This window comes from Streptomyces sp. NPDC007917, from assembly GCF_042959105.1.
Classification (GTDB): domain Bacteria; phylum Actinomycetota; class Actinomycetes; order Streptomycetales; family Streptomycetaceae; genus Streptomyces.
This window is the reverse complement of record NZ_JBIBKK010000035.1, coordinates 68309-90596: the sequence shown is the minus strand read 5'-3', so window position 1 is coordinate 90596 and position 22288 is coordinate 68309. Positions and strand designations below refer to the sequence as shown.

Annotated in this window: 24 protein-coding genes and 5 pseudogenes; 20 read left to right on the top strand and 9 right to left on the bottom strand. The window is 70.8% G+C overall.

Features of this window, described 5'->3' with window-relative positions; genetic code table 11:
- Positions 1-10: 10 nt before the first annotated feature.
- The 4 genes and pseudogenes from ACFZDL_RS41805 to ACFZDL_RS41790 all read left to right on the top strand — a co-directional run.
- Positions 11-763, top strand: a pseudogene (locus tag ACFZDL_RS41805) (amidase family protein); the annotation flags it as partial.
- Positions 760-1383 carry an urea carboxylase-associated family protein gene (locus ACFZDL_RS41800; RefSeq protein ID WP_353595736.1) on the top strand — a complete coding sequence of 208 codons (624 nt, stop codon included), beginning with the start codon at positions 760-762 and terminating at the stop codon, positions 1381-1383. The pseudogene ACFZDL_RS41805 and the gene ACFZDL_RS41800, both read left to right, overlap by 4 nt.
- Before the next feature lie 75 nt (positions 1384-1458).
- Entirely contained in the window at positions 1459-2580 is a 1122-nt protein-coding gene (locus ACFZDL_RS41795; protein WP_353595735.1) for an NADH:flavin oxidoreductase, read from the top strand.
- Positions 2581-2652: 72 nt separating this feature from the next.
- Positions 2653-3516: a polysaccharide deacetylase family protein gene (locus ACFZDL_RS41790; RefSeq protein WP_353595734.1), complete on the top strand. Its 864-nt coding sequence runs from the start codon at positions 2653-2655 to the stop codon at positions 3514-3516.
- Positions 3517-3620: 104 nt separating this feature from the next.
- Here the strand turns inward: ACFZDL_RS41790 and ACFZDL_RS41785 are convergent.
- A pseudogene (locus ACFZDL_RS41785) lies at positions 3621-3767 on the bottom strand (hypothetical protein); the annotation flags it as partial.
- A complete protein-coding gene (locus ACFZDL_RS41780; protein ID WP_353595733.1) occupies positions 3710-4609 on the bottom strand; it encodes a transcriptional regulator in 900 nt (299 codons plus the stop codon). The pseudogene ACFZDL_RS41785 and the gene ACFZDL_RS41780, both read right to left, overlap by 58 nt.
- 41 nt (positions 4610-4650) lie before the next feature.
- Here ACFZDL_RS41780 and ACFZDL_RS41775 point away from each other — a divergent pair, with 41 nt between their 5' ends.
- The 9 genes from ACFZDL_RS41775 to ACFZDL_RS41735 all read left to right on the top strand — a co-directional run bounded on the left by ACFZDL_RS41775 (position 4651) and on the right by ACFZDL_RS41735 (position 11583).
- The gene (locus ACFZDL_RS41775; protein ID WP_353595732.1) at positions 4651-4842 is read left to right on the top strand and encodes a hypothetical protein; all 192 of its coding nucleotides are present in this window, start codon (positions 4651-4653) and stop codon (positions 4840-4842) included.
- Positions 4843-5169: 327 nt separating this feature from the next.
- Entirely contained in the window at positions 5170-6213 is a 1044-nt protein-coding gene (locus ACFZDL_RS41770; protein ID WP_353595731.1) for a LacI family DNA-binding transcriptional regulator, read from the top strand.
- A 389-nt stretch (positions 6214-6602) separates the two neighbouring features.
- Positions 6603-7679, top strand: a complete 1077-nt coding sequence (locus tag ACFZDL_RS41765) for a substrate-binding domain-containing protein (RefSeq protein WP_353595730.1) — start codon at positions 6603-6605, stop codon at positions 7677-7679.
- 7 nt (positions 7680-7686) lie between these two features.
- Entirely contained in the window at positions 7687-8646 is a 960-nt protein-coding gene (locus ACFZDL_RS41760; protein ID WP_353595729.1) for an ABC transporter permease, read from the top strand.
- Positions 8647-8658: 12 nt separating this feature from the next.
- The gene (locus ACFZDL_RS41755; RefSeq protein ID WP_353595728.1) at positions 8659-9495 is read left to right on the top strand and encodes an ATP-binding cassette domain-containing protein; all 837 of its coding nucleotides are present in this window, start codon (positions 8659-8661) and stop codon (positions 9493-9495) included.
- Entirely contained in the window at positions 9488-10486 is a 999-nt protein-coding gene (locus ACFZDL_RS41750) for a ribokinase (RefSeq protein ID WP_353595727.1), read from the top strand. Before ACFZDL_RS41755 ends, ACFZDL_RS41750 begins: the two co-directional genes overlap by 8 nt.
- 4 nt (positions 10487-10490) lie before the next feature.
- Complete coding sequence (gene rbsD, locus ACFZDL_RS41745) at positions 10491-10886, top strand: D-ribose pyranase (RefSeq protein WP_353595726.1); 396 nt, start codon at positions 10491-10493, stop codon at positions 10884-10886.
- Between the two features lie 257 nt (positions 10887-11143).
- On the top strand, positions 11144-11356 hold the full coding sequence (locus tag ACFZDL_RS41740) for a hypothetical protein (protein ID WP_391193951.1): 213 nt from the start codon (positions 11144-11146) through the stop codon (positions 11354-11356).
- Positions 11357-11439: 83 nt separating this feature from the next.
- Positions 11440-11583, top strand: coding sequence for a hypothetical protein (locus ACFZDL_RS41735; RefSeq protein ID WP_353595725.1), 144 nt, complete (start codon positions 11440-11442; stop codon positions 11581-11583).
- A gap of 7 nt (positions 11584-11590) precedes the next feature.
- Here ACFZDL_RS41735 and ACFZDL_RS41730 read toward each other — a convergent pair whose 3' ends face one another.
- Positions 11591-11773, bottom strand: coding sequence for a restriction endonuclease (locus tag ACFZDL_RS41730; protein ID WP_353595724.1), 183 nt, complete (start codon positions 11771-11773; stop codon positions 11591-11593).
- 32 nt (positions 11774-11805) lie between these two features.
- Positions 11806-12333, bottom strand: a complete 528-nt coding sequence (locus ACFZDL_RS41725) for a restriction endonuclease (RefSeq protein ID WP_353595723.1) — start codon at positions 12331-12333, stop codon at positions 11806-11808.
- Between the two features lie 170 nt (positions 12334-12503).
- Here ACFZDL_RS41725 and ACFZDL_RS41720 point away from each other — a divergent pair, with 170 nt between their 5' ends.
- Positions 12504-13352, top strand: coding sequence for a DUF1206 domain-containing protein (locus ACFZDL_RS41720; protein ID WP_353595722.1), 849 nt, complete (start codon positions 12504-12506; stop codon positions 13350-13352).
- A gap of 529 nt (positions 13353-13881) precedes the next feature.
- Positions 13882-14196 (top strand): annotated as a pseudogene (locus ACFZDL_RS41715) (IS701 family transposase); the annotation flags it as partial.
- Between the two features lie 165 nt (positions 14197-14361).
- On the opposite strand, the gene ACFZDL_RS41710 reads toward ACFZDL_RS41715, so the two are convergent.
- Positions 14362-14976, bottom strand: a complete 615-nt coding sequence (locus tag ACFZDL_RS41710; protein WP_353595721.1) for a helix-turn-helix domain-containing protein — start codon at positions 14974-14976, stop codon at positions 14362-14364.
- Positions 14977-15082: 106 nt separating this feature from the next.
- Between ACFZDL_RS41710 and ACFZDL_RS41705 the strand changes: the two genes are divergently transcribed.
- From ACFZDL_RS41705 to ACFZDL_RS41685, 5 genes and pseudogenes are all read left to right on the top strand, one after another.
- Positions 15083-15505: an ester cyclase gene (locus ACFZDL_RS41705; RefSeq protein WP_353595720.1), complete on the top strand. Its 423-nt coding sequence runs from the start codon at positions 15083-15085 to the stop codon at positions 15503-15505.
- A gap of 86 nt (positions 15506-15591) precedes the next feature.
- Positions 15592-15987: pseudogene (locus ACFZDL_RS41700) on the top strand (transposase); the annotation flags it as partial.
- Between the two features lie 98 nt (positions 15988-16085).
- Positions 16086-16811: a dienelactone hydrolase family protein gene (locus ACFZDL_RS41695; protein ID WP_353595719.1), complete on the top strand. Its 726-nt coding sequence runs from the start codon at positions 16086-16088 to the stop codon at positions 16809-16811.
- 205 nt (positions 16812-17016) lie between these two features.
- On the top strand, positions 17017-17799 hold the full coding sequence (locus ACFZDL_RS41690; protein ID WP_353595718.1) for a phosphotransferase: 783 nt from the start codon (positions 17017-17019) through the stop codon (positions 17797-17799).
- A 27-nt stretch (positions 17800-17826) separates the two neighbouring features.
- Positions 17827-18373 (top strand): annotated as a pseudogene (locus ACFZDL_RS41685) (transposase); the annotation flags it as partial.
- On the opposite strand, the gene ACFZDL_RS41680 reads toward ACFZDL_RS41685, so the two are convergent.
- From ACFZDL_RS41680 to ACFZDL_RS41665, 4 genes are read right to left on the bottom strand one after another with little or no spacing between them, the layout of a single operon-like run.
- A complete protein-coding gene (locus ACFZDL_RS41680; RefSeq protein WP_391193967.1) occupies positions 18264-18803 on the bottom strand; it encodes a tyrosine-type recombinase/integrase in 540 nt (179 codons plus the stop codon). The pseudogene ACFZDL_RS41685 and the gene ACFZDL_RS41680 sit on opposite strands and share 110 nt — an antisense overlap.
- Positions 18725-19042 carry a hypothetical protein gene (locus ACFZDL_RS41675; protein WP_353595753.1) on the bottom strand — a complete coding sequence of 106 codons (318 nt, stop codon included), beginning with the start codon at positions 19040-19042 and terminating at the stop codon, positions 18725-18727. Before ACFZDL_RS41675 ends, ACFZDL_RS41680 begins: the two co-directional genes overlap by 79 nt.
- On the bottom strand, positions 19039-21504 hold the full coding sequence (locus ACFZDL_RS41670; protein WP_353595717.1) for a SpoIIE family protein phosphatase: 2466 nt from the start codon (positions 21502-21504) through the stop codon (positions 19039-19041). Before ACFZDL_RS41670 ends, ACFZDL_RS41675 begins: the two co-directional genes overlap by 4 nt.
- 46 nt (positions 21505-21550) lie before the next feature.
- Complete coding sequence (locus ACFZDL_RS41665) at positions 21551-22264, bottom strand: HD domain-containing protein (RefSeq protein WP_353595716.1); 714 nt, start codon at positions 22262-22264, stop codon at positions 21551-21553.
- Positions 22265-22288: the final 24 nt, after the last annotated feature.

Sequence of the window (22288 nt, the reverse complement as noted above, 5' to 3'; positions counted from 1 at the left end):
TCCGCACCGGCCCGACGCGGTGCCGGGAGGGTCGTCCTCCGGCACGGCTGTGGCGGTGGTGACGGGCATCGCCGAGATCGGAATCGGCACCGACACCTCCGGCTCGGTACGCGTGCCCGCCGCCCTGTGCGGTCTGGTGGGGTGGCGGCCGTCGCAGGGCCGCCACCCCCGCGCGGGCGTCCTGCCCCTGGCGCCCTCCCTGGACACCGTCGGGGTGATCACCCAGACCGTGCCCCGGCTGCTGGCCGTGGACGCCGCCTTGCGGCCGGACCGGGCCCGCCCGGCGCCCGTCCGGCCGCCGGAGGTGACGCTGGTGGTGCCCGACGGCGCGCTGCCGCAGACGCTGGACCCGCCGGTACGGGCCCGGTTCGAGCTGACCCTGACCGCTCTCGAGCGGGCCGGGGTGCAGATCAGACGCCGCGCGGTAGGAGCGCTCAGCTCGGTCCACGCCCTGCTGGAGCGGTACGGGCCACTGGTGGCGCACGAGGCCGCCGCCACGACCTGCCGGGGGTCTCCCTGCCGATGGGACCGGTCGGCGGGCTGCCCACCGGGCTGCTGCTGTCCGGCCCGCCCGGCACGGACGAGCAGGTGCTGGCCGCCGCCGCCTGTCTGGCGCCCCACCTCCCCCCGGCGGTGGGTCCCCTCGCCGCTGTCCCTCCGCCGGAGCATCACCCCGGTGTGTGATCAACCCCCCGAAGCCCCGGAAGAGTGGTCTTTCCTCCCTCGATACCACCCGGCTCGCCTGCTGGAGTTATCCCCATGACATCGACCATCGTCGCGTCCCTGACCGTCCCCGCACGCGGTGCCGAGGCGTTCCACGTCGCCGCAGATCAGCGCATGCGCATTACCGACCTGGAGGGCGGCCAGGTCGGCGACCTGTTCGTCTACCGCGCCGACGATCCGGCGGAACACCTCAGCGCCGCCCACACGCGCGCGGCTACCGCCCGCCTGTTCCCGGCTGTTGGCGAGCGGTTCGTCACCACCCGGCGCCGTCCCGTCCTCACCCTGGTCGAGGACACCTCCGCCGGCAGGCACGACATGCTCATCCCGGCCTGCGACCCCGAGCGGTACTGCGCGCTGGGCGTGCCCGGCCACGCGTCCTGCGCGCAGAACCTCGTCGACGCGCTGGCCGCGCACGGCATATACACCGACACCGTGCCGCAGCCGGTCAACGTCTTCATGGACATCAGGCAGGACGCGGGCAAGCTGACCTGGCACGCCGCCTCCACCGAGCCGGGCGACACGATCACGTTCGAGGCGGTCATGGACTGCCTGATCGTGCTCTCCGCCTGCCCGCAGGACCTCGCCCCGGTCAATTCCGGCCCTTCCACCCCGCTGTCGGTGACGGTGTTCTCCGCCGACGCCGCCCCGGCCGGCGGCTGACGTCCGGACCGCAGCACGTACACCACAGCGGACCCGCATCACCGCAGATCAGCGTTCCGAGGAGCAAACATCGCCATGCAGGACCACCCAGCCCTGACCCCCGTCCAGGTGGCCGGCGCCACCCTGCCCAACCGGCTGGCCGTCGCCCCCATGACCCGCGTGTCGGCCACCCCCGACGGCACGCCGACCCCGCAGATGGCCGACTACTACGCCGAGTACGCCCGTGGCGGCTTCGCGGTCGTCATCACCGAGGGCGTCTACACCGACTCCCACTACAGCCAGGGCTACCTCAACCAGCCCGGCATCATCTCCGATGTGCAGGGGGAGGGGTGGCGGACCGTCGCCCGGGCGGTACGCGACGCCGGAGCCCTGCCCGTGATGCAGCTCATGCATGCTGGGGCACTCTCCCAGGGCAACCGGCACAGCACCCGGACCGCCGGCCCCTCCCCCGTTCAGCCGCTCGGGGAGATGATGCCGGCCTACGGCGGCTCAGGCCCCTGGCCCGTGCCGCACCCCATGACCACCGCCGACATCGACACCGTCGTTGAGGGCTTCGTCACGGCCGCCGACCGCGCTCACCGGGCAGGGTTCGCCGGAGTCGAGGTGCACTCCGCCAATGGCTACCTGCTGGACCAGTTCCTCACCGACTACACGAACACCCGCACCGACGAGTACGGCGGGAGCACCGCCAACCGGGCCCGGCTGACCGCCCGGGTCGTCCGCGAGATCCGCCGGCAGATCACCGACCCGGCGTTCTGGGTCGGCGTGCGCCTGTCCGAGGGCAAGGTCAACGACCACCGCCACCGGTGGGCCGGCGGCGCCGCCGACGCCATCGCCATCTTGACCGCCGTCGCCGACGCCGGCTCCACCTACGTCCACGTCGCCGGCGAGGGTCAGGGCTGGGCCGAGGGCGCCACCCTGGACACCGGCGAGACCCTCACCGCCCTGGCCCGCCGTATCACCGAGCGGCCCGTCATCGCCAACGGCGGCCTGGGCGACCCCGCTCTGGCGGCGCGCGTGCTCGACGAGGGCCACGCCGACCTGATCTCCCTGGGCCGCGCCGCTCTCGCCGGCCCCGACTACCCAGTCATACTGGCCAAGGGCGCCGAGTCGGCCACGTTCGCCCCCGCCATGCTCATGCCGACCGTCACGCTCGCCAACGCCGCGAGCTGGCGAGAGCGGCACCACCAGCACTGAGCCCGTCAGCGCCGCCCCGGGCCGGCTCTCTCCCCGGCCGGCGCGGGGCGGCCCCACGCAAGGAACCCGCCCGTGAACAGCACTGCCTCCCCCTGGCACGAGGGGAACACCGTCGCCGCACTGACCATCGACGTCGACGCGCACTCCCCCGTCCTGGCCCGCTCACGTCGCTACGCCACCCACACCAGCACCATGTCGCACCAGCAGTACGGCGTGGACGTCGGCGTTCCCAGGCTGCTGCGCCTGCTCGGCGAAGAAGGCGTCCCCGCCACGTTCTTCGTTCCCGGCTGGGTCGCCGAGCACCACCCCGGCCTGGCCACCACCATCCTGGAACACGGTCACGAGGTCGCGCATCACACCTATGCCCACCGCCCGCCCGTCGAGATGACCGACGACGAGCAACGCGCCGATTTCACCCGCGCACTGGAGGTCTTCGCGGCCCAGGGCATCCCCATCGCCGGGTTCCAGGCCGCGAACTGGCAGGCCGACGAGACCACCTGCCGGCTCGTCGCCGAACACGGCCTGTACGACTCCTCCCTCATGGGCCGCGACCGGCCCTACCACGTGACCACCACAGAGGGCGGCCGCTTCGTCGAACTCCCACCGCACTGGTCACTCGACGACTGGGAGCAGTACGCCTTCCTCCCGGACCCCCACGTCGGCTCCGTCATCCAGGCCCCGCACACCGTTCTGGCCATGTGGCGCGACGAACTCGACGCCCACGCCCGTCACCAGGCCCTGTTCATGCTCACGCTCCATCCCGAGCTCACCGGACGCCCGGCCCGGGCTGAAGCCCTCAGAGCCCTGCTCGCCCACGCCCGCGACCGGGGCACCCGCTTCGCCCGCTGCGTGGACATCGCCCGCGCCGCGGCCGCCGACCCACAGCTGACCACCCACACCACCACCGCGCCCGCCACCGACGCGTACCCGGCATGACCTCCTCCGCGGCCGCGAGCCGGTGAGGAGTTCGAGTTCGATGTCGTAGTGGCGCAGGTCCTCGGCGATGGCCAGGAGTTCGGCGGCGCCGCGTCCGAGGCGCTTCATCTCGGGCACGGTGAGGATGACCCGCGGTGGGGGACGGCCTTCTTGATGGTGCGGGCGAAGTCCATCGCCTTGACGAACTCTGGCCTCACCTTGATGCGGGTGCTGATCTTTTCGGAGAACACCGGGTCGCACGCGGCCTCGGCGAGCGCGTCGAGCTGGCTCTGGAGCTCCTGCTGGGCGGTGCTGCACCTCGCGTAGCCCACCCTCGTGGGCTTCGTCGCGGCCTCCGGCACGGCGGCGTCGACGGCGGGGCCCCTCTCCCCCGCGCGGCCAGGTGACCGCCGATCGTGCCGAGCGACTGATCCAGTTGCGCGGCGAGTTCGCTGCTGGGCGCCGGGCTTTCCAGTTCACGCAGAATCGTGGCGCGGCCTGGGCCGAGCAAGCGGGCGAGCGCGCGGGCAGTGCGGCCCGGGCCGGCCGTCTCACCGGTACCGCGTGCCGGATAGACGAGTGCAGGTGGGCCTGCCGGCCCTTTGCACAACCAACTGCCGCGTTGTTTGGTGACCGGGACGAAGAGCATGCCGTTGGCGCCGACGTTGCGGTCCGGCCCTGGGCGGTCACTGAAGCGGATCGCGTCTGTGCCGACCCGGGCGCTACGTCGGCTCATCTGCTGCAGGGCGCGCGGCCAACCGTAGGCAGCGAGTAGGCCAGCACGGTAGGTGACGTCGCGTTCGAGCAGTGCCCGGCGCCGCGGCCAGTCGGCGGCGAGGTGGTCACGCCAGACGTCGCGGAACAGTTCGGCCGTGCGGGTCGACCAGTCGCGCCCGGAGAGCCAGGTCAGATCGTGGTCCTTCCAACTGTGAGCCACCGCCTGCTCCAAGCCGTGTCGCACCGTCTCGTCCGGTATCAGCACGACCTCGGCGAGTTCGGACTCCAGCGTGGTGCCCATGCCGCCCATCGGCGGCAGTGTGAGGTGGTCGGGGAGGTGCTTCGTCGAGCCGATGAGCCGGACCAGGCCCTTGGTGAAGGGGTCCGCGTTCAGCATCGGGCCGGGCTAACGACCTCGGTGTAGTGGTAGCCGCGCGCATGGTGCCGCTGCTCGTCTTCCTCCTCGTCGGGGGCGCCACCGCCGACCGCCTGCCGCGGCGGACTGTCCTGGTAGCCGCCAACCTCGGCTCCGCCCTCACTCAGGGCTGTGTCGCCGCAGTCCTGCTGACCGATCACTACTCACTGCTTTCCTCCGTGCGCAACGGCACCAAGGTCTTCGGGCCTGCGTAGCAGAGGGCGGCGCTGGTCGCCACGTGGAAGCCGCCGAAGGCGTGCGCGCCCAAGCCTCCTCAGGAAGACACCAACGCAGGGGGCGGCGGATTCATCCCGCCGCGATGATCAGGGCGATGATCAGGTGATCAGCGAGGTGATGATCAAGGTCCCGCCCGAGTTTCACCCACAAAGGAGGGTTTCGAACTCTTTACCAAAGGATTTCGGACAACCTCTTGCGCATCAGCGGATCAGGGGTCGATATTCATCCAACGCAACCGCATCAACTCGTGTTGACAACACGAGTTGATGCTCACGAAACGCAGCCCCGCACCGAAGGAGGGTCTGATGGCAACTCGCCGCGACGTGGCGCGCCTGGCGGGCACCTCCGAGGCCCTGGTCAGCTACGTCCTCAACAACGGCCCCCGCAAGGTCGCCCCCGCCACCCGTGAGCGGATCCTCGCGGCGATAGACGAGCTCGGCTACCGCCCCAACGTGGTGGCCCGGTCCCTGAAGACCTCGCGGACCATGACCTTCGGGCTGGTCGTGCCCGACAATTCCAACCCCTTCTTCGCCGAGCTGGCCCGCGTCATCGAGGATGTCGGCTTCGCCTCCGGCTACACGATGCTGCTGGGCAACGCGATGGGTGACGACGCCCGTGAGGCGACGTACATCCGGACCCTGCTCGACCGGCAGGTGGACGGGCTCATCGTGGTCCCGATCCACGGCCCGCACAGTTGGGTCGCGGAGCTGTCCGACCAGACGACCGTGCCCCGGCTGGTGCTCGACCGCGAGCTGGAGCTGCCGGGGGCGACGCAGGTGCTCACCGACAACGAGGGCGGTGCGTACCAGGCCACCTCCCATCTGCTCGGTCACGGCCGGGAGCGGATCGGGTGCATCGCCGGGCTGGAGGGCGTGCACCCGACGGTCGACCGGGTCGCGGGCTGGCGCCGGGCCCTCGTCGAGGCCGGGCGGGATCCGGGGAGCGCGTCGCTGACGCATGTGCCGTTCGGACGGGCCGACGGGTACCGGGCCGGCCGGCGGATGCTCGCGGACGCGGGACATCCGGACGCGCTCTTCGTGGCGAGTGACGAGCAGGCCATCGGCGTCCTGCGCGCCGCCGCCGAACTGGGGCTGCGCGTCCCCGACGACGTGGCGGTCTGCGCCTTCGACGGTATCGACGGCAGCGAGTACACGGTGCCCGCGCTCACCACCATGCGGCAGCCCTTCGACGAGCTGGGCCGCTCGGCCGTCGAGTGGCTCCTGGCCAAGATCGCCGACCCCGCCCTCCCGGCAGAGCACATCACCCACCCCACCACTCTGATCGCCCGCGGCTCCTGCGGCTGCCCGGACCCCGCCGGGGGCGACTCGATGATCGGCGAGTGCTTATAGCGACGGCGGGCGAGCGGTTAGAGCGGCGACCGGTTGTGGCGCCCGGCTCGCACCGAAATGCCCGATCCGTACGTCGCCTACACCCCGTACGACTCGTACGACCCGCCTGACCCGTACGACGGACTACGACCTCACCGTGGGCCCCGGCTCACCTGGCCCCGACCCCAAGCTCGGCCCCCGGTCCCCGGCCCCCGGCTCATCTGGCCCCGGCCTCAAACCCGGCCCCCGGCCCCCGGCCCCGGACTCCCGGACTCCCGTACTCCCGGACTCCCGGACTCCGACCCAGCCTCCCCCGGCCTCGGAGTCCGGACCCCCGCGCCCCGCGCCCCGCGCCGACCCCACCCCACCCCACCCCGCTTTGACGCAATGACGCGACGAAAGGCACACCCATGAACACCAACGTCACCGCCAACTCCGGCGCCACTGCCAACCGCACCGCACGCAGAGTCCGTTCCGCCACCGCTGTCGCCGCCGCCGCGACGATGCTGCTGGTGGTGGCCGGTTGCGGCCGGGGCGGGGACAGCTCCGGCAGCGGTAGCAAGTCGGGCGAGGCGAAGATCGCCATCGTCACCCGGGACTTCACCAACCCCTACTGGGCGGCGCTGCGCGACGGCGCGATAGCCGAGGGCAAGAAGCAGGGTGTCAAGGTGGAGGTCCAGGCGGGCGCGTCGGAGACCGACAGCACGGGTGAGAACGCCAAGATCTCCACCCTCGCGGGCCAGGACTACAACTGCTTCGGCGTCGTACCGGTCAACGCCACCAACGTGATCACCCCGCTCGTCCCGGTCGCCCAGAAGAAGATCCCGATCCTCAACCTGGACACCAAGATCGACGCGAAGGCCTCGAAGCAGGCCGGGGTGTCGTACGCCTCGTTCATCGGCTCGGACAACCTGTCGGCGGGTGAGAAGGCGGGCGAGGCCCTGCTGAAGCTCATGGGCGGCAAGGGCGAGGTGGCCCTCCTCCAGGGCATCGCCGGTGAGCAGAACGGCATCAACCGCCAGAAGGGCTTCTCGGAGAAGGTCGCGGGCAAGCTGGACATTGTCGCCACCCAGCCCGCCGACTACGACCAGGCCAAGGCGCAGACGGTCACCGAGGCCATCCTCAAGGCCCACCCGAAGATCACCGGTATCTTCGCCGCCAACGACACCATGGGTCTGGGCGCCGCGCAGGCGGTCCGCAACGCCGGTCTGACCGGCAAGGTCTCCATCATCTCGGTGGACGGCATCACCGCCGCGCTGAAGGCGGTCAAGGCGGGCACCCTCAGCGGCACGATCTCCCAGTACCCGTACGCCGAGGGCCAGTTGGCCGTGCAGGCCTGCATCAACCTGGTCGCCAAGAAGAAGGTGCCCACCCGGATCGTCGCCCCGATCGCCCTGATCGACTCCAGCAACGTGGACAAGGCGATCCGCTCCTTCCCGCAGCCGTTCGTCCCGTTCGACAACCCGCTCACCTCGGCCGGGAAGTGAGCTGATCATGGCTGACACCCAGGCGCCGGGACGGCCCGGCCTGGACTTCTCGGTCGCGGCGGCGGCACGGTTCGCCGCCCCGATCGGGCTGGGCGTGGTGTTCCTCGTCTTCTTCATCGCCACGCCCGACTTCCTCACCACGTCCAACATCAGCGACCTGCTGGTGTCCGCCTCGATCCTGCTGGTCCTCGCCATGGGCCAGCAGCTGGTGGTCACCGTCGCCGGTATCGACCTCTCGGTGGGCTCCAACCTGCCCTGGTCGGCGGCGGTCCTCGGGTACGCCTACAGCAGTGGCTGGGGACTGACCGTCTCCGTCGGCCTGGCCCTGCTGGCCGGGCTGGCGGTGGGCGTGGTGAACGGTCTGCTGGTGGCCCGGCTGAACATGACCGACTTCATCGTCACCCTCGGCTCACTCTCCGTGGTCAGCGGTCTCACCCTGCTGCTGACCAGCGGCAACACCGTCCCCGTGAACTCGGACTTCCTGCGTGGTCTGGCGATCAACAGCATCGGCCCGCTGCGCTGGTTCTGGGTACTGGCCTTCGTGGTGGCCGCGCTGGTGGGCTTCCTTCTCTACCGCACCCGTACCGGCACCTATCTGCTGTCGACCGGCGGCAACATCGAGGCCGCGCGGGGTGTGGGCATCCACGTCGACCGTATCCGGCTGATCGCGTACGCGAGTTCCGGGCTGGCCTGCGGGGTCGCGGCCGTGCTGTTCGTGGCCCGCACGGGCGGCGCCGACCCCAGCCTCCAGACCGACCTGCTGCTCAGCTCCATCGCGGCGGTGGTCCTCGGCGGGTCCAGCCTGTTCGGCGGGAAGGCCTCCGTACTCGGCACGGTGACCGGCGCGTTGCTGCTCCAGAGCCTCATCAACGGTTTCACCCTGGTCGGCATCTCGCAGTACTACCAGCCCATCGCGGTCGGCACCGTCGTACTCGGCGCGGCCTTCATCTCCCGGTTCCAGAAGTAGGAGAAGCCAGCCATGACGGACACTCCGGCCCGTGTGACGGGCACATCCGCCGCCGCCCCGGCCAGCCAGAGCGCCGCCTCGGCCAGTCAAGTCGTCTCCCCGCTCGTGGAGATCACCGGGCTGCGCAAGTCCTTCGGCGCGGTCCACGCGCTCCAGGGCGTGGACCTGAAGCTGGCCCCCGGCGAGGTCACCGCGCTCCTCGGCGACAACGGCGCGGGCAAGTCCACGCTGGTGCGCTGTCTGACCGGTGTGCACCCGCCGGACGCGGGCGAGATCCGCTTCCGGGGCGAGCAGATCCGGTTCCACTCCCCCGACGACGCCCGGCAGTTGGGCATCGAGACGGTGTACCAGACCCTCGGCCTCATCGAGGACCTCCCGGTCTGGCAGAACCTCTACCTCAACCACGAGCTGACCAGCGGCTTCGGCCCGTTCCGGGTGCTGGACAAGAAGTCCATGATCGCCCAGAGCCGCGACATCCTGTCCCGGCTGGACGTGAACGTGCCGAACGTACGGGGCACCGTGCGGCGGATGTCGGGCGGTCAGCGGCAGTGCATCGCCATCGCCCGCGCGGCCAACTGGGGCCGCACCCTGGTCATCATGGACGAGCCGACCGCAGCGCTGGGCGTCCGGGAGACGGCGGCCGTGGAGGAGCTCATCGACCGGCTCCGCGAGGCGTCGGTGACCGTGCTGCTGATCAGCCACGACATGGCGCAGGTGCTCCGGGTCGCCGACACCGCGTACGTACTGCGCCGAGGCCAGACCGCCGCGCGGCGGGCCGTCTCCGCCACCACAGGTGACGAGCTGGTCGGGCTGATCACCGGGGCCGTGCAAGGGGACGCGCATGCCTGAGGCCGGTCCCTCATCCGCCCCCGTACCCGAGCCCGTGACGGATACGTCACCCCTCGTCGTGGTGATCGGCTCGGTGAACATCGACCATGTCGTCGTCGCCGACGCCTTCCCCTCCCCCGGCGAGACCCTCCTCGGCCGTACCGCGTACGTCACCCTCGGCGGCAAGGGCGCCAACCAGGCGGCTGCGGCGGCCTCCGGAGGCGTTCGTACGGCGATGATCGCCCGGGTGGGCGAGGACGCCGAGGCGGACCGGGCCCGTGCCCGGCTGGTCGCCGGCGGAGTGGACGTCGAGGCGGTGACCACGGTGCCCGGCGCCGAGACCGGTACCGCGTGGATCACCACGGCGGCCGGGAACAACACCATCGTGGTGGTCGCCGGGGCCAACCACCAGTGGCCGTCCGAGGGCGACCCCACCGAGGGCCTCGGGGCTCAAGCGGCCGTCGTACTGGCCCAGTTGGAGATCCCGCTGGACGTCGTACGACGCGCGGCGGACGCCTGCCGGGGCCGGTTCCTCCTCAACGCCGCCCCCGCCGCCGAACTCCCCGACGACCTGATCGCCCGCTGTGACGTGCTCATCGTGAACGAGCACGAACAGGCTTTGGTGTCAGGGCAGTTGGCGACAAAGGGGGCGGAGGGTACGCCGGAGGCCGCGGCCGTGCGGAGTGCGCACGACGCGCTGCGCGCCCGGGGTGCCAAGGCCGTGGTCACCACCCTGGGCGAGGCGGGCGCGGTCGTCACCGACGCCGACGGCGTCTCCACCGCGCTCCCGGCCGTCCCCGCGACCGTCGTGGACACCACGGGCGCCGGTGACGCCTTCGCCGGGGTGCTCGCCGCCCGGCTCGCCGCCGGTGACTCGCTCCTGGACGCCGCCCGCCTGGGCATCGCCGCGGGCTCCCTGGCCGTACGGGTCTCCGGCGCGCCCCAGCAGTACGCCGACCTGGCCACACTGCGCGCCCTCACCCCCACCACTCCCCCTACCGAAGAGGACTGAACCCGTGCAACGCAGCGGCATCATCCATCGCGAGCTGGCCGGGCTGATCGCCGGTCTCCGCCACACCGACACCTTCGTGATCAGCGACGCCGGGCTCCCCCTGGCACCCGACACCCCAGTCGTGGATCTCGGCTACCGGTACGGCCACTCCCCGTTCCTGGACGTCGTCCAGACCGTGCTCCACGAGATCGTTGTCGAGCACAGCTGGGTGACCGACAAGGTCCGCGAGGTCAACCCCGCCGTCCACACCGGCCTGCGCTCCTTCGGGCTCGACCCCGAACTCGTCGACCACGAAGAGTTCAAGGCCAGGGTCCGGAACGTCAAGTTCGCCGTACGGACGGGTGAGGACACCTTCTACGCCAACGTGCTCTGCCGCGCGGGGGTCCCCTTCACCCCGTGACCGCCGCCTGCGTGACGGGCAGCCGGACCTGGAGGGAGTAGAACCGTATGGGCTGGGCGGCGTTCTGGTTGTCGTCGCTGTGCAGTTCGCGACCAAGCCCCGCCTGGCCCGGGAGATGATCGCCGCCGCGTTGGACGCCGGGGTGCAGGCATCGTGGGTGACTGGCGACGCATCGGCGTCGACAGACACCGCCACCTGCTCGTCCGCCGCAACCGCCCCACTAGGGTCCGTCTTCAAAGATCACTGGTGGGTGGATCATGGTGGGGTACGCGCTGGACGGTGTCTTCACCGGAGCTCTGCAGCAGCTCCAGGCCCGCGCCGACGCGGCCGGTGACATCGACTGGCTCGTACAGATCGACTCCACCATCGTCCGCGCTCACCAGCACGCCGCCGCCACCGGTCGGAAGGGGGGGCACACCGGCAGGACGAACCGGACGATCACGCCCTCGGCTGCCTCTGCGAGGAGGTGACGTACCACGGACCTGTGCCGCGCGGCCCGCGAGTTGGGCGCGCGGGACCTGCGGACGCTGAGGATGCTGGCCCGCAGGGCCGGGTGTGCGGCTTCGCCACCGCCCAGGTGGCGGCGGCTCTCACCGGACGGTCACCCGAGGCGAGCGACCTCCTCGGGCCGGCCCGCCGACCGCTCGCCGCACCGGTGACGCTCTCCGACATCGCCGCGCTGAACGACGAGCCCTGACCGGAGATCAGCTCATCCACGGCGCGGGGCCGGTGTGCCGGGCCCACTCGATGAGCTCCCGCCCGTCGACGCACCGGATCCCGCACGCGGCCGCGTAGTCGACGGCCGGCTCGGTGAATTCACTCGTGGTGATCACTACGGCGATATGGGCCTCGTGCACGGCGAAGCACGTCCCTCCGAAGCGCTGCACGTCCTGGGAGCCGACCTTGTGGGGGGCGGTGTTTAGCGCTTGCACTGGATGACCAGGCGCCGGCCATCGGGCACGGTGGCGAGTACGTCGGCGCCCAGATCACCCGCTCCGCCGACGACGCGGACATCCTCGCAGCCATCACGTCCACACAGCTCCGCGACCGCCAGCTCGAACTCCTCTGGGGTCATCGCCTCGTACGCGACCTCGCCCTCAGTCTCGTCCCCGGCCTCCCAGGCGGGCTCCTCGACGATCGACGGCACCACCGGGGCGGGGTCCACAGCCGCCGCGTCGCCCGGCGCCGGCAGAACCTCGACGGTGCGCCACGCGGCACAGCTACGGCGGCGCCGCACTACCCTGACGGCGGCGAGCGCCGACAGACCCAGAGCCACCCCCGCCACCAGGGCCGCAACGGGACGGTCCTCGGCCTCCCTCGCGGCGACTTTCACCAGGAGACCCGCGCCACAGAGAACGATGGCGATCAGCCCGAAGCAGAGGGACAGATGCCGCAGACTAAACACATACTGGCGACCGGCACGCGGTCGACGCCCGAAGTAGGCCATGGGCGGTGTCCCCTCACCTCTCGGCATCAAGATCACATCCCGTCTGCCCGGACATACCACGCTCACACCGGCCCCGCGGCGGGCAGCGCGCGACGGGCCCCGGGGAGCCCGGGGTTTTCACCGGCCGTACCGGGGCAGACGGGTGAGGTCCATCGACCCGGGAGGTCTCCGTGAGCGTATCGACGAGAGCGAGGTCGGCCGGGCGCGCGGCAGCGCGCAGCGAGGCGGTCGAGACGGCGGGGCGCTGGGGCATGGGCGCTCGAGGCGTCATCTACCTGATGGTCGGCCTGCTCGCGGTACGGGTCGCCTTCGGCGGCACCTCCCAACAGGCGGACCGCGGCGGAGCGGTGGCGGAGATCGCCGAGCGGCCGTTCGGCGAGGTGATGCTGTGGATGCTGGGGCTCGGCCTGGTGGGCATGTCGGTGTGGCAACTCGCCAGGGCCACGTTGCGAGACCCCGGTACTAAGAAAACCAAGCGCCTCGCGGCGGCGGCGCACTGCGTCTTCTACGCCATCGCCGCCTACTCCGTCCTCTCCTTCGCCGTGGACGGGCGGGAAGGAGCGGGCGGAAGCGAGTCCAGTGACCACCAGTCCAAGGACATCACCGCCCGTGCCCTGCACCTGCCGCTGGGCCCGTGGCTGGTGGCTGCGGGCGGCTGCGCCCTGATCGCGGCCGGTGGTTGGATCGCGGTGCGCGCGTCCCTGTTCAAGGACCGCCGGAAGCACGGGCTCGCCGGTCTGCCGCCCAAGGCTCGCGGGACGGTCGAGACGCTCGGCGTCGCCGGAGGTGTCAGCCGCGGCGTGGTATTCGCCGCCGCGGGGGCCTTCGCGGTGCAGGCCGCCCTGGCCTACGACCCGGACCGTGTGAAAGGGCTGGACGACACCCTGCGCACGTTCCGCGCGACACCGGCAGGCCCCTGGCTGCTCGCGGTCGTCGCCACCGGCCTGATGATGTTCGGCCTGTTCTCTTTGGCCATGGCCTGCCGTCGCTCGCCCCTGCCGCACGGCCCTCACGGCTGATCTCCGCGAACGGCCTTGCGCCGCCGTTCGAGTTGGGGAAGCCAGTACTCCGGCGGCTGGGGGGCTCTCTGAGGACCATCCCCGCGGGTGCGGGGAGCAGACTCCGCGACCTGGGGGTTTACCGGCCAGCGCCCCCAGTATTGAGCACTTCCAGAAATTCCGACATCAAGAACATAAAGACATCACTTCCCGTGGAGACTTTGCCCTGGGCGCTCGCGCATACAACCTTACGGGTGGTCAGCAGGGCAGCAATTGATAAGCGGCAGCCTGGAGGCGTGGGTCTACCGGCGTTGCGGCTGCCGTCGCCCCGACGGCCGGCAGTACGGTGCCAGCTGCCCCCGACTCCAAGACGGTTCAAGGCACGGATCCTGGGCGTTCGCCGCCGACCTACCCTCGGCCGACGGCAAACGCCATCCGCTGTGCCGTAGCGGATTCGCCACGCGCAAGGCCGCCGAGACAGCACTCGAGCGCGCCGGGCCGAGCGCGGCTGCCCGCCATCGACGACTTCGACCGTGACCAGCCCGCCCACGACCGCTGGGTGCCGGCCCGCCGCAGCCTTGCCCGCCCGGACGAGATCGCCTACTACCTCGCTTACGCGCCGGCCGCCACTCCCGTCGCCGATCAATACGAGGTCCGCCGGCATCCGGGCTGGTACCGGCACATCACCCTGGCCATGCTCGCCCACGCTTTCCTCGCCGCGATGGCCGCCGCCGCGGGGACCAAAAGGGGGGCGGCAGAAACGGTTCCGACGCCCTCGCACCGCTCACCGTGGCGGAAATCCGGCGGCTCCTGGCAACTGGCCGCCCCACACCGACGCACCTGCGGCACACCGGCCACGCACTGAACTGGTCCCGCTGGCGCCGCCGTCACCGGGCCACCGCCCGCCGCTGCCACTACCACCGCCGCACCCGAGGTCACGAGCTCCCGCTACCTGACGGGGCGTCAGCCGAGTACGTCTGGAGTGCGTGTTTCGAGGACGCAGCGGAAGTCGGCGTTGCGCTTTCCGCTTTCATCGGATGCTGCCGTCCGGTGTCGAGGAAGTGTCCGTGCCCTGTCTGACCAGGACGACGAGTCGCTCTGCTTGCGTGGCGTCGGTGGCGGTCAGGGCGATCCCGTTGGCCAGGGCGAGGAGTTCCGATGCGTTGAGGTCGGCACGGACAGCACCGGCGTTTTGTGCCCGGGTCAGCAGTGCGGACGCGGCTGTGTGCATCGAGTGGTGCCAGCGGTCGAACAGCGCGGAGCGCTGACCGGTGCGGTCATCGGTGATCGACAGTGCCAGTTCCCGCTTCGCTGCTACGTGTGCGATGAAGTCCCGGAGCCAGTCGAAGAGGGCGTCGCCGGGAGGGTCCTCGGCCAGTAGGGACTGGCTCCGGGCGCAGAGTTCGGCCACTTCCTCGGAGTAGACGGCGATGATCAGTTCGCGGCGCGTCGGGAAGTGCCGGTACATCGTGGCGTTGCCGACGCCGGCCCGGCGGGCGATGTCGTCAAGCGGGGCGTCTATGCCGTGGTCGTGGAAGACGTCCCTGGCCGCGGCGACGAGCAGGTCGTAGTTGCGCTGAGCGTCCGCGCGACGACGACGCTGGGGTTCTGACCGCGGCGAAGGTCCGGCGCTCTGCGATGGCATGACCCTCCTTGTTAATCGGGGACTTCCCCGGTTACGGTAGCCGAACACGGCAAACGGGGAGTTCCCCAATTGCTGCCTCACGTATCCCCACCCGAGGAGATGCCGTATGCCGCAGGGGGCAGAAGACACCGCGCACCCGGGACCTGGAGAGATTCATCGGCGTGTCGTCGAGAGCTACGCGCAGATCCTGGAAGGCAGGCTCGAAGACGCTCTGGAACTAATCGACCCTGAGGTCGTCGACCACCGGGGAGGCACCCAAGGCGATCACCGGGGACGCGATGCCTGGCGACAGAAGTGGGAGCGGATGAGCGCGGGCAGCGCGTTCCACGACGTCTCGGTGACGATCGAGCAGAACGTCGTCTCCGGCGACACCTCCGTCAACCGGTACACCAGCCGGGGCACCCACACGGACTCCGGCCGACGCTACGAGGTCCTCAGCATGGACATGGTCCGCGTCCGCAACGGCCGAATCGTCGAGCACTGGGCCCTGCGCGACGCCGACGCGATGCGCGACCAGTTGGGCCTGTGAGAGAACCTCCTGCCTCTGGCGTCCAACTGGTGACCGCCGCGCCCCAAGGGAACCTCGCCCGCTGGCAGGAGGCGTTCGACAACCTCATGGGCCGGGTCGCGGGTCGGTTCGCCCGGGTCGAACCCCGGCGCCGGATGAGGAAGTTGGAGCTTGGACCGCTGTCCGACCTGCCGCGCAAGAATTGCCGGACCATCGCCGAGTGGGCCGGCGACACGACCCCGGACCGCATGCAGCACCTGCTGAGCAGGGCCAAGTGGGATGCTGATCAGGTCCGCGACGACCTACGCAGCTACGTGGTGGAGCACCTGCACGACGACCAAGCGGTGCTGGTCGTGGACGAGACCGGCGATGTGAAGAAGGGCACTGGCACGGTCGGCGTCCAGCGCCAGTACAGCGGCACCGCCGGGCGGATCGAAAACTCCCAAGTCGCTGTCTACCCGGGAGGAAGTATGAAGCGCGGGCCAGGACAGATCGGGCGGCAGGCCACCGCGGAGCAAACGGCCGGCCGCCGGTCTCGATCTTTCTGCCAGCGGCAGAACACCGGCCCGACCGGGCTCGACGATCACTACAGTCCAGGCTCATGACGACGGTTACCGCGCGCACGATCGAATATGCGGCCGACGGCCTGACGATGATCGGGCACCTCGCGCTCCCGGCCGGTGTCGACCGCCGGCCCGCGGTCCTGGTCGGGCCCGAGGGGGTGGGGCTCAGCGACGTCGAGCGCCGCCGGGCCGATGCGCTCGCCGAGCTGGGATACGTGGCCCTGGCCTTCGACCTCCACGGCGGGCGCTATTTGGGCGACCCTGAGGAGATGCTGGCCCGTTGCATGCCGCTGCTCGCCGACCCCGACCGGATGCGAGGCATCGGCCACGCGGCGCTCGAAGTGCTCCGCGCCGAGCCGCGGACCGACCCGGACCGGATCGCCGCCGTCGGCTACGGCACCGGGGGCGCAATCGCGCTGGAACTCGGGCGCGACGGCGTCAACCTGCGCGCGATCGCGACAGTCAACGCACTGACCACGGGCCGACCAGGCGAGACGGCACGCATTCACTGCCCAGTGTGGGCCGGGGTCGGGTCGGAAGACCCGATCATGCCGCCCGCGCAACGGGACGCATTCACCGCCGAGATGCAGGCTGCGGGCGTCGACTGGCGCCTCACGGTCTACGGCGGCGCCTTGCACGCCTTCCATCACCCACCGGTCGACCACACCGTGCGCCCCGGCGTCGGCTACCACCCGCAGCACGCGCAGCGAGCTTGGCGGGACGTCGTCGACCTGCTCGCCGAGTGCCTGCCCATAACGGAGTGATCTGGTCGGCAACCACGATCCCGGACCGCAAACCAAGCCGGTCGACCGGGGCTTTCCGGCAACCCGCGAGCGTGCGCGCAAGACACCGCTGCGCAGATGGGGGCTTTGTTCACAGGCTCATAGCTTGTTCTTTAACCTCTGCCCCTACCTGGTGCGCCTCCTTTAACGGGGTGATCACGGCGGCCTGATCAGACACACTGGTTCGGTGCAGCATGATGAAGAACAGCCGCTGTCCGGCGGCAACGTCAGCGAGGGTGTCGTTCGAGTCGGAGATACCGTCCGCCGTCCGACCGGACCGTGGACTCGCGCAGTGCACGCCTTGCTCACGCACCTGTACGAGGTGGGATTCCGGGCGGCGCCTCGTCCTCTGGGCATTGACGACCAGGGGCGCGAAGTCCTGACCTTTGTGCCGGGACATGTGGTGTGGCCCGACCGGTTCTCGCTGGTGGAGCCCGCTCGGCGACTGGCTCGCGTGGCACGACTGATCCGGGACTTCCATGATGCAGTGCAAGACTTCACGCCACCACCCGACGCGCACTGGCAGGTGCTGATCCCCGCCGAGGGCAGCGACATCATCGCCCATCACGATCTGGCCCCATGGAACCTTGTGGTCGCAGACGAGTCCCAGTGGGCCTTCATCGACTGGGACACCGCCGGCCCCGGTTCCCGCCTGTGGGACGTCGCGTATGCCATGCACGGGTTCATCCCGTTGTCCGCGCATCCTGACTGGCAACGCCGCGACGCGGGAGATCGACTGCGAGTCTTCGCCAACGCCTACGGCCTCGATGAAGCCGAACGCCGTCGGCTGGTCCCTCTGCTGGGGCGCCGTACGCGTTCCATGCACGACTTCCTGCGCGACCAGGCCGCCCGGGGTGTCCACCCCTGGGCAACACTGTGGGCCGCAGGCCACGGCGACGCCTGGCGAAGCGACGCCGAGTACATCGAACAGCGCGAAGACCAGTGGGTACACGCCCTGCTCGCCGACTGAGGCACTTCCAAGACGAAGGCCGTGAGGGTGAGTCTGCTGCCTGCACCTGACCAGGGAGAAGCGTTCGCGGAAGCGTCACGGTTTCGGGACGAGTGGTATGCGTGTCCGACTGTGCGAGGCGACGAGCTGTTCGAGCTGGCGGATGCGGTGTTATGCGCGCCGGGTCCGGTGCACACGGCGGTGGAGCTGACATTGTTGCCCGAGCACCGGCGCGGGCACGGCGCGATGTACGACGGCCTCAACCAAGGCCGGATCGATGCCAGCCGGCTGCGGCAGGTGCTGGCCGGTCTGCCGCTTCCGCGGCTCCCGGACGGGCGCCAGGTCCTGGACGCAGATCTTGGAGGCGGTCCGCCTCGGGCCGGCCGACGATGCCACCGCGGTCACCGCCGCCCAGCTCCGTGACGTTGTCGAACGGCTCATCGCCGCGGGCCAGTGGCAGCCTGGCGCCCCGGACATCGTCATCGTCACCGACGCCGGATACGACGTGACCCGCCTGGCCTGGGTCTTGCAGGACCTGCCCGTCGAGCTGATCGGACGGATCCGCAGCGACCGTGTGATGCGGTTACCGAAACCGCCCCGGGTCTAGCCTCTGACCTGGGGTTTCTCCCCCAGGGCGGGGTTCTGCTCGGCCTCGGACTCCTCGTCCGGGGCCGTTTGCGTGAGCGGTGCGTGAGCGGTGCGTGAGCGGACGGGGTGCCAGGCCCCGATATCTCTCCGGACGGATCAGCACCGTCCGGCACGTTCGCCTCCGCCGCCTCGGCCTCGGCCTGGGCTTCCGGAGCAGCGTTCTTGGAGGCGGCGCGGGCGCGCGGTACGAGCCGGGCTGCGGCCTCGGCGATAGCCGGATCCGCCTCGGGAAGCAGGCTCGTGCAGGTGTCGGCCGTGATGGTGATCGAGGAGTGGCCGAGCATCTCCTGGATGTCCCTCAGGTCGGCACCGGCCGCGTGGGCGAGGGTCGCGGCGCCGTGGCGGAGGTCGTGGAGCCGGACTGGCGGGAGGTCGATCTCCTCGTACAGGTCGATGAACCGCCGTGTGACGTTGGCGGGGTGGAGCATCTCGACCACATGTCCAGCCACTCGCCGACCGTGAGTCGGCTCGTCAGGTCCAGGCCGTGACTGAGACGCCTGCGGGTCGCCTCGATGTCCGGCAGTGGGGCCTTCTCGTCGGCCACCTTCTCCAGCAACTCGGCGATCTGGGCCAGCCCCTCCGTGTCGTCGTCGCGCGCCGCGTACGGCGCGGTCATATGGCGGCAGTTCCCTCCAGGGAGAGGAGCGGGCCGCCGGCCGCGGCCAGGGTTTGCTCACACCAGATCGTCTTGCCGGCCGCCGTCTGCCGGGTGCCCCAGCGCTCCGTGAGCTGCGCGACCAGCAACAGCCCCCGACCGCCCTCGTCGAACACCCGGGCCCGCCGCAGATGCGGTGCGGTGCTGCTGGAGTCGGAGACCTCGCAGATCAGCCCGCGGTCGTGGATGAGCCGCAACTGGATCGGCGGGTCGCCGTACCGGATGGCGTTCGTGACCAGTTCACTGACCAGCAGTTCGGTGACGAACGAGGCCTCTTCCAGTCCCCACTCGTCAAGGGCACGGACGGCGTCCGACCGGATCCGCGGCACCGCGGCCGGGTCGGCCTCCACGTCCCACACGGCGACCCGGCTCGCGTCCAGGGCCCGGGGCCGCACCAGGAGCAGGGCCGCATCGTCGGCGGGGCCCTCGGGCAGCAGCTTGTGTACGACGTGGTCGCACAGGGAGTCCAGCGTGCCCGTCGGCACGGCCAGCGCCTCCCGCAGGGCCTCAAGCCCCTCCCCGAGGTCGCGGTGGCCGGAATGGATCAAGCCGTCGGTGTAAAGGGCGAGCAGGCTGCCTTCCTGGAGGGTGACGTCCATCGATTCGAACGGCAGCCCGCCCAGTCCGAGTGGCGGTCCCACGGGGACGTCCAGGAACTCAGCGGTGCCGTCCGGACCGACGACGGCGGGCGGCGGGTGGCCGGCCAGCGCCATGGAGCAGCGCCTGGAGACCGGGTCGTACACCGCGTACAGGCAGGTGGCCCCGATGTCCCCGGCGGCCTCCGCCCCCAGCGGCTCCGTGTCGGCCCCGGACTCCGCCGACAGCCGGAGGACCAGGTCGTCGAGGCGGGTGAGCAGCTCGTCGGGAGCGAGGTCGACATCGGCGAGGGTTTGCACGGCGGCGCGCAGCCGGCCCATCGTGGCGGCCGCGTGGATGCCGTGCCCGACCACGTCGCCGACCACCAGCGCGACCCTGGCTCCGGAGAGCGGGATCACGTCGAACCAGTCGCCGCCCACCCCGGAACGCTGTTCTGCGGGGAGGTAGCGGAAGGCGGCTTCCACCGCCGACTGCTCCGGCATCCGCTGCGGCAGCAGGCTGCGCTGCAGAGTGAGAGCCGCGGCGCGTTCGCGGGTGAAGCGCCGGGCGTTGTCCAGGCAGACCGCCGCCCTTGCCACCAGGTCCTCGGCGAGGGGAAGGTCGTCCTCGTCGAAGCTCTCCGGAGTCCCCCGCATGCGGGTGAACCACACCACGCCGAGGGTCGTGCCCCTGGCCTTCACCGGCACGATGATCCATGAGTGCGGGCCCATCCGCCGGACCCTCGCCCGCCGCTCGGGGGTCGCGTCGATCTCGTAGTAGGTTCGGATCGGCGGGGCGGTGTTGTCCCGGTACAGCGTCGGCCGGCCGGTGGCCAGGCACAGGGCGGCCGGCGAGTTCGCGAGGTAGACGTCCGCCTCGCCGACGGTGTGCTGTGCCGTGGTGACCCCCTCGCACAGGAACAGTTCCGCGATGCGCCGCAGCCGCACGGGGCCGGCCAGCGGCCCAGGAGGGGGTTCGTCGCCTTGGAGGATGACTTCCAGCAGGTCCACGCGGGCGAAGTCGGTGAACCTGGGTACGGCCACCTCGGTGAGCTCCCGTGCGGTCTGTACCATGTCGAGGGTGCTGCCGATGTGCAGGCTCGCGTCGTTCAGCAGAGAGAGCCGCTCGCGGGCACGGCGCCTCTCGGTCACATCACCCACGAGAGCACAGACTCCGAGCGTACGGGCCTCCGCGTCCCGCAGCGGCGTCGCCGAGACACTGAAGACACGGGATCCGAGGCCGGTCACGCCGGTGCCCTTGAGCTCGCTGACCTGCTCTTCGCCCGTGGCCATGGCCAGCCGCATCCGCTCCTCCCACTCCACCGCGTCGGGGTCGGCGAAGACCTCCGTCAGCCGGTGTCCGCATCGCTCCTCGTCCGGCAGGCCGCTGAGGCGGTGCATCGCGGCGCTCTGCCACACGCTGCGCAGATCGGTGTCGTACACCGTCAGGGCCAGGGGCGAGTCCTGCAGAACCCAGCCGGACAGCGACTGCCGCAGTCGTTCCGCCGCCGGCCCGGACGGCGGGGCGATGAGCAGGACGGTGCCGGGTCCTCCTCCGGTGCTGTCCGCCCCCGGGGCGAGGCGGTAGCGGGAGACGGCCACGGCCAGCCGGTACCCGTCCTTGTGGCGTACGCTCACGTCCGGATGCCGCTCACCGTGCTCGGCAGCCCCTCCTCCGCGGGCAGGCTCCCCGCCCGGGAGTACGGGGGCATCCAGCAGCTCCGCCACGGACCGGCCGCAGGCCTCGGCGCTGGTGTAACCGAGCAGGCGTTCCACTCCGGGCGTCCACCCGACGACCAGGCCCTGCCGGTCGGTCACGACCACTCCGAGTGGCGGATAGGCGTCCATGCAGTCAAGACTTACGCCGGAAATTTCCATAATCAACTGAAATAAGTCATTCATTGCGTGATGGTGTGCTCAGGCCGCTTCGCTGCACGCTGACATCGGTACGGGCCAGCACGGTGAGTGCGGCACCGACGGCACGGGCGGGTTCGGTGAGCAGCCGGTCGTAGGTACGTGCCGCCACGAACCGCAGTGTCCGGTCCGGGTCCAGGGCGAACCACGCACCGACGGTCCGCAGGCCGTGCGGGGTCAGCCGCCACAGCTTGTCGGCGTCCTTCACCACGGCGTCGTCCAGGTCGAGGGCATCCCTGCGGGTGTCGTGCCCGTCGATGACGGCGACGATCCGCTCGGTGTCCCGCGCTGGGTAGCCGACATCGGCGAGGATGCGGGCGGCGATGGCGGCGCCCTCGGACTCGTGCCTGCGTATCGTCTCCTGCCCGGCAGGTCCGGCCCGCCCGGCGATGGCGGGCAGGATGTCCGCAGGGTCGACGGTCTTCCAGCCGGTGTCGTGCAGGAGGACGGCGGGCAGCACGACGTCCTCCCGTGCTCCTGGCAGGGTGTGCAGCAGTGCGGCCGCCAGCGCGAAGGCGTACAGCGAATGGGCGTCGTTGTCGCGCACGTCCAGGTAAGGGAGGGCGCGCTCCCATATCTCCCGCCGGACGCCGGTCAATGGCACGGTGGGAGGAAGGGGGTCGCTCAGGGGAATCTCCGAGGCTGCCAGGGGGAGGGTCGGCAGCGGATCGCGGGCCGCCCGGTCGAACGTCATGACGTCTCCTGTCGTACGGGGCCG